This window comes from Protofrankia sp. Cr1, assembly GCF_963555865.1.
In the GTDB taxonomy this organism is placed as follows: Bacteria; Actinomycetota; Actinomycetes; order Frankiales; family Frankiaceae; genus Protofrankia.
The window spans coordinates 1-6,561 of sequence record NZ_CAUVXO010000150.1; the positions used below are offsets into that span (position 1 = coordinate 1).

2 protein-coding genes are annotated in these 6,561 nt (G+C 70.6%); both read left to right on the top strand.

Going from position 1 to position 6,561, the window contains the following annotated elements:
* Positions 1–404: 404 nt before the first annotated feature.
* The gene (locus U9980_RS13670) at positions 405–863 is read left to right on the top strand and encodes a hypothetical protein (protein ID WP_322749036.1); all 459 of its coding nucleotides are present in this window, start codon (positions 405–407) and stop codon (positions 861–863) included.
* 601 nt (positions 864–1,464) lie between these two features.
* On the top strand, positions 1,465–6,561 hold a 5,097-nt coding region (locus tag U9980_RS13675; protein ID WP_322768255.1), incomplete at its 3' end, for a polyketide synthase.

Consider the following 6,561-nt stretch of genomic DNA (forward strand, 5'->3'; position numbering starts at 1 on the left):
GACACACCTGAAGAGCATCTACCGCAAGCTGGACGTGGCGCGCCGGCGCGATGCCGTGCAGCGCGCCCGGGCGCTTCACCTCCTGTGACAGTCGCCCTCGCGTGCCGGTTGCCCTCGCGTGCCGGTTGCCCTTGTGCGCCGGTAGCCCTCGCGTGCCGGTTGCGGGCCGCGTACGGGTACGGGTACCGGCCGGGTACGGGTGCCCGGTGCCGTGAGTTCCCTGACATTGCCGTCGCTGCTTCCTCACCCGGCATGGAGGATGCGCTACCCGCGGTCGTGGCCGGATTATAGTCCTCGCGGCGCTGGGCGACGGCATCCGATCGTGGGATGGGGTGTGTCGTTCGCGACGGGTGGAGGACCGGCGGCTTCGTCCGGTTCTGCGGACGCGGCGCGGAGGTGGCGCAATGGACCAGGTGCTCGACCGGATGGAGCTGCCGCTTTCCGGCGTCGAAGTCGAGCTGGTGAGCTCGCCGGTCGGACTCCTGCACTGGCGGCTCAGGTCCGCGGATGCGTTTTCGGACGTTCTCGATCATCCGCTCGAACGCACCCCGATTCTCGGCTGGCGTCAGGGCACCACGTCGGTCGAGGGGCGCCGGCCGCCGGTGCCGTTCACGGTCGCGTGGGGGTCGCTGCTGGGCGGGCGTGGACCCCTGCGGGTCGTGCTCGTCCGCCGTCGCCGCTTCCGGGCTACCGTGCAGCGTAACCTTGACCCCATGACCCTCGGTGGCGCGTTTTGGATCACCGAGACCGAAGGTTCGTTCGAGCAGCTGGTCGTGTCGGATGGGACGATCGTCGAGAGTCGCGACCTAGGGCCTGATCCGACTGCAGCTCGTCGCCCCCCGAGCACACGGAGAGAAGCATGATCGTTTCCTCTTTGGCCGACTGGGCGTGGCGAGCCCGTCAGAAGACCTGAAATAGGTTCTTGCTACCGGGTGAACTTTTCGTGGATGTATCCATCGGGCAAAGTCCGGCTAATGAGATGTTTCTTTGCGCCTATTAACCTGTTGCGCTCTCCGTCGGTTGGACCTGCCGTATGCCGGTTGGCCGGGAAACAGCCGTCGGCGTTTCCCGGCTGCGGGATGTTCGCGCGGGTCCAGTGGGCAAAGCTTGTTGTGCCTCCGATGGCTTTCCGTTGCTTTTCATGGTGTGATATGGTCGATATCGTAAAATCAATTCTATGCCAACGGCTTTATGGCGAACAGGTACATGGTCATCGGGTTTGTTCTGATACGGCCAGAGTGGCCGTGGCAATGCGCGCCGTGGGTGTTTTCATGCGGCGAGTTCCGGCGGCGCCGCCGCCGCCTGCATCCGTTCGTCGGATTGCCGTCTGTGTCCGGTCGCTCTTAACTCAACCCGCGCGGGCGGCATGGCGAGAACGCGCTGTGACCCTCCGCCCTCAACTGTCAGTGTTCCGCCCACGGCGCCTCGTCGACGGGTTGGCGGAGGGTCAGGAGGGATTGTCCAATGAGCATCAGCACGTCTCCAAACCCGCAGGCCCGGGAACGGGACCTTGTCATTGGCGTCACTCCGTTCACCGAGCCGGACGCGAGATTGGCTGCCGCCGTGACCCGGGCCGGTGGCCTCGGAGTTCTCGACCTGGGGCGCGACGCGGCGGCCGCGCGCACCGCGCTCGCCGACACGGCACGCTGGGCCCGGGGTCCGTTCGGGGTGCGGGTTCCCGCCGGCTGCTCGACCGCGCCGGGCGATCTGCCGGCCGCGGTGGACACCGTCGTTCTTTCGTCCGACCTTCTTTCATCCGACCGGGCCTCGGTCGCCGGCTCGACCGGGGCGCGGTGGGACGTCGTGACCGCCTCCGCCGGGGGTCGCCGTCGCGTCCTGGTCGAGGTCACCTCGGTTGTACAGGCGCGGGCGGCGGTCGAGGCCGGCGCGGACGGCCTGATCGCCCGGGGTTGTGAGTCGGGTGGTCGGGTCGGTGACCTGACCACGTTCACACTGCTTCAGCATCTGCTGCACGCCGAGCTGGACCGCCCGGTGTGGGCCGCCGGTGGGATCGGCCCGCACACCGCCGCAGCCGCGGTTGCCGGCGGAGCGCACGGGGTCGTGCTCGACGTCCAGCTCGCCCTGGTCCGGGAGATGGAACCGCGGACCGATGTGGCTGCCGCCATCCGGGCGATGGACGGCAGCGAGACCACGGTCATCGCCGGGCATCGTGTCTACGTCCGCCCGGACCTGCCGGTCGCCCACCTTGATGGTCACGATCTTGACACGGCCGCTGTCGCCAACCGGCTGGGTGCCCGTGACCTGCGTGCGCAGTTCCTGCCGGTCGGCCAGGACGGAGCCTTCGCGGCCCTGCTCGCTGATCGTCACATCACCGCCGGCGGGGTCGTCGCAGCGGTCCGGGAGGCGATCAGGGAGCATCTCACCGCCGCCGCGCGGCTCGCCCCGTTGGCCCCTGGCGCGCCCTTCGCGGTCGACCGGGGTCTGCGCGTTCCGGTCGCGCAGGGGCCGATGACGCGGGTCAGCGACCGGGCCCAGTTCGCCAGGGCGGTGGCCGACGGTGGTGGCCTGCCGTTTCTCGCCCTTGCTCTGCTGAGCGGGCCCGAGGCCCGGACGCTGTTGGACGAGACCGCCGCTCTGCTCGCCGGTGCACCGTGGGGTGTCGGAATACTCGGATTCGCCCCGCCGGAGATCCGTTCCGCCCAGCTGGAGGCGGTCAGCGCCGTCCGTCCGCCGTGCGCGTTGATCGCGGGTGGGCGTCCGTCCCAGTCGGCCCCGCTGGAGGCGGCCGGCATCGACACCTTCCTGCATGTGCCCTCGCCGGGTCTGCTCGGCCGATTCCTCGCCGACGGTGCCCGCAAGTTCGTCTTCGAGGGACGCGAGTGCGGTGGCCACGTGGGCCCACGCGCGAGCTTTCCGCTGTGGGAGGGCCAGATCGCGGGGCTGTTGGCCCACGGCGAACGGGTGGCCAACGAGGACGGGCAACAGGCCGGCACCGAGTTTTTCGAGGGTGTGCATGTGCTGTTCGCCGGCGGCGTGCACGATGCGCGGTCCGCGGCCATGGTTGCGGCAGCCGCGGCGCCGCTGGCCGAACGCGGCGCCCGGATCGGGGTCCTGATGGGCACCGCCTACCTGTTCACCGCCGAGGCGGTTGAGTCAGGGGCGATCCTGCCCGGGTTCCAGCAGGCCGCGGTGGACTGCGAGGGCACCGTGTTGCTGGAGACCTCGCCGGGCCACGCCACCCGGTGCGTGCAGTCGGACTTCGTCCGCGCCTTCGACGAACGCAAGGCCGAACTGCTCCAGCGGGGGTTGACCCGCGCGCAGGTGTGGGAGGAGCTGGAACGCCTTAACCTCGGCCGGCTGCGGATCGCGAGCAAGGGGTTGCGTCGCGAACGCGGGCGGCTGGTCGCAGTCGACCCCGAGGCCCAGCGCCGTGAGGGCATGTTCATGATCGGGCAGGTGGCGGCGCTGCGGTCGGAACGGACCACGGTGGCCGCCCTGCACACCCAGGTCACCGAGGGCGCGACCCAGGCCGTGGCCGCCAGGGTCGCTGCGCTCGGTATCGACACGAGTGCCGTCGGCGGCGGCGGGTCGTCCGGCGTGGCAGGTGCGTGGCATGAGGTGCGCGAGGTCGCCCGTCCGCTGGATGTCGCCGTCGTCGGGATGGCCTGTGTGTTCCCGGGTGCCGCCGACGCGGACGAGTACTGGGCCAACATCGTCGGCGGCCTGGACGCGGTCACCGAGGTGCCCGGTAGCCGCTGGGACCCGAATCTCTACTACGACCCGGATACGGGCCCGCGCGACGCGGGGCGGCGGGTGCCGTCCAAGTGGGGTGGGTTCCTGGCCCCGCTGCCGTTCGACGCGCTGAGTTTCGGGATCCCACCGAAGGCGTTGAGCAGTATCGACCCCGGGCAGCTGCTGGCCCTGGCCGTGGCTGCCCGGGCCCTGCGCGACGCCGGATATGACGACCGTCCGTTCGACCGGTCGCGGACGTCAGTGGTGTTCGGCGCCGAATCCGGCGCCGACCTCGCCTCCGCGTACGGCTTCCGGTCCACCTACCCGAGCGTGGTCGGGCCGGTTCCGCCCGCGCTCGACGAACGCCTGCCCACCCTGGACGAGAACTCCTTCCCCGGTCTGCTCGCCAACGTCATCGCCGGCCGGATCGCCAACCGCCTCGATCTCGGTGGGGTGAACTACACGGTGGACGCGGCATGCGCGTCCTCGCTGGCCGCACTCGACGCCGCCTGCAAGGAGCTGGTGGCCGGCACCTCCGACCTCGTGCTCTGCGGCGGTGTGGACACGCATAACAGCGTCCATGACTTTCTGCTGTTCTCCTCCGTCCAGGCCCTGTCACCGACCGGCCGGTCCCGCAGTTTCGATGCGGCCGCCGACGGCATCAGCCTGGGCGAGGGTGTGGCCGTCGTCGTGCTCAAACGGCTTGCCGACGCCGAACGCGACGGTGACCGCATCCATGCTGTGATCAAGGCGGTGGCCGGATCGAGCGACGGCCGGGCGCTGGGCTTGACCGCTCCGCGCAAGGCAGGCCAGGTGCTGGCGATGCAACGGGCATACGCCCGAGCCGGCATCTCCCCGGCCGACGTCGGCCTGGTCGAGGCGCATGCAACCGGCACGGTCGTCGGTGACCGGACGGAGCTCGCCGGCCTGACCGAGGTCTTCACCACCCACGGGGCGGCGCCGGCGAGCTGCGCGGTCGGTTCGGTGAAGTCCCAGATCGGGCACACCAAGTGTGCGGCCGGCCTGGCCGGTCTGATCAAGACGGTGAAGGCGCTGGAAACCGGGGTGCGCCCGCCGACGCTGAACCTCACCCAGCCCAATCCCTACTGGGACGCCGCAACCAGCCCGTTCTTCTTCGACACCGGGGCTCGTCCGTGGGCGGCACCCGCGTCACGCCGGCACGCCGGTGTGTCCGCGTTCGGGTTCGGCGGGACGAACTTCCACGTGGTGCTCTCCGCCTACGACGGTGGGCCCGAGCCCGCCCACGGGCTGGGCTCCTGGCCCGCGGAGCTTTTTGTCGTCCGGGGCACCGACCGGGTTGCCGCCGGCCGCACTCTGGACAAACTCGCCGAACTGATCAGGATCAACGAGGGCGCCGGACAACCCTGGAAGTTGCGTGATCTGGCCGCGACGGTCGCGCGCAGACGCGGTGGAGCCGTCCAGGTGGCCTTTGTCGCGGCCACCCTCGATGATCTTCCAGACCTGGTGAGACGTGCACGGGTTTTTGAGCACGATCCGAAGGCGGGGATTTTCGTTGCGGCTGAGGCCGAGAGCGGGGCCGAGAGCGGCGCCAAACACGGCGCCGACGCCGAGACGGCTGTCTCCGGTCCGGATGGTGGCGGAAAGATCGCCTTTCTCTTCCCGGGTCAGGGCAGCCAGCGGCCCGGGATGCTGGCGGATCTGTTCGTGGCCTTCCCACGCCTGCGTCACCTGCTCGAACGCGGTGAGAAGTGGGCGACGGCGATGTTCCCGCCGGCCGCCTTCAATCGTGGCGATGCCGCCGCCCAGCAGGCGGCGATCACCGATACGCGTACGGCGCAGCCGACTCTCGGGATGGCGGGGCTCGCCATGCACGAGATCCTCACCGGGCTCGGTGTCCGGCCTGACCATCTCGGCGGCCACAGCTACGGTGAGCTGGTCGCCCTGTGCGCGGCCGGGGCCATCCACATTGATGATCTTCTGTTGCTCAGTGCGGCGCGGGCGGAGGCCATCCTCGGCGCGGCCGACGCTTTCGCACCGACCGCCGACCCGGGAGCGATGGCCGCGGTGTCCGCCGCGGCCGGGCGTGTCCAGGAGGTCCTGGCCGCCGCTGGGACGGAGCTGGCCGACGTTGTGATCGCCAACCACAACGCACCGGACCAGACCGTGATCTCCGGTCCGACGGGCGCGGTCGACCTCGCCGTCGGACGCCTTGCGGCCGCAGGGCTGACGGCCCGGCGGATCCCGGTGGCGTGCGCGTTCCACAGCCCGGTGGTTGCGGGCGCGGTCGAGACGTTCGGCGCGGAGCTGGACAAGGTTGCGGTCGGCGAGCCGGGCGTCCCGGTCTGGTCGAATGTCACCGCCCAGCCGTACGAGCCGGAGCCCGACGCGGTACGACAGACGCTCGCCGGTCAGGTCGCGAGCCCGGTCCGATTTGTCGACCAGATCGAGGCGATGTATGCGGCCGGTGTGCGGATCTTCGTTGAGGTCGGGCCGGGGCGGGTACTCACCGGGCTGATCGGCCGGATCCTCGCCGGCCGGCCGCATACGGCGCTCGCCACGGACGTTCCCGGCGAACCCGGGCTCCGCCGGCTTCTGCTTGCGCTGGCTGAGCTTGCCGCTGCGGGTGTCGCCGTGGACACGACGCCGCTGTTCGCCGGGCGGGACGTGCGTACGGTCTCAGCCGCGAACTGCCCACGCCGACCCGGTTGGCTGGTCGACGGCCACATGGTGCGGACATCCGATGGACGGCATCTGGCCGGCGGGCTGCGGCCCGCGGACGAGCTGACCCGGCTGGCGGACGATGAGCCCATCCCACCGGCGATCCAGGGTTCCCGGCCGCTGCTCCCCCCCATGGCGCCTCCGCCGGTGGGATCCGCGCCGGTGGGA

Excerpts from the sequence above, each read along its gene's own strand:
- U9980_RS13670 (WP_322749036.1), top strand. The coding sequence starts at position 405 with ATGGACCAGGTGCTCGACCGGATGGAGCTGCCGCTTTCCGGCGTCGAA.